Below are 396 nucleotides of genomic sequence, written 5' to 3' on the forward strand. Positions count from 1 at the left end.
GCATTATATAGGACCTCCCTGGCATCAACTGAGCTATACAAGTATTGCTCAGGATCTATTATTCGCCATTGAACAGCTAAATCAGCAAAAAGAATGTTTTCATCACCCGTAATCATTTTCGCTTCTCTAGTGAATTCTACGACTTCTCCATCTTCTTCCTTATAGCCTACTTGGAGGTTATAAGTTCCTCTCGATAAAATCTCAACTCTTTGTATCGGCCATGGCATTTTAAACTTTAATCCTGGCTCGGTAATCGTTTCATCTACTTTTCCGAATGTAATTAATGCTGCTTGTTCCGATTCGTCGACTATGTACCAACCTGTAGCAAGAAAAAGGGCTAGTATTGCGACACCAACACAAGATCCAAAGCCAACCAGTAATTGCTTTACTGTCATC

General features: G+C 39.9%; 1 protein-coding gene. It reads right to left on the reverse strand.

The features are described 5' to 3' along the window. On the reverse strand, nt 1-396 hold a 396-nt coding region (locus KH400_RS21820), incomplete at both ends, for an SPFH domain-containing protein (protein ID WP_246589977.1).

This window comes from Desertibacillus haloalkaliphilus, from assembly GCF_019039105.1.
Lineage (GTDB): Bacteria > Bacillota > Bacilli > Bacillales > KJ1-10-99 > Desertibacillus > Desertibacillus haloalkaliphilus.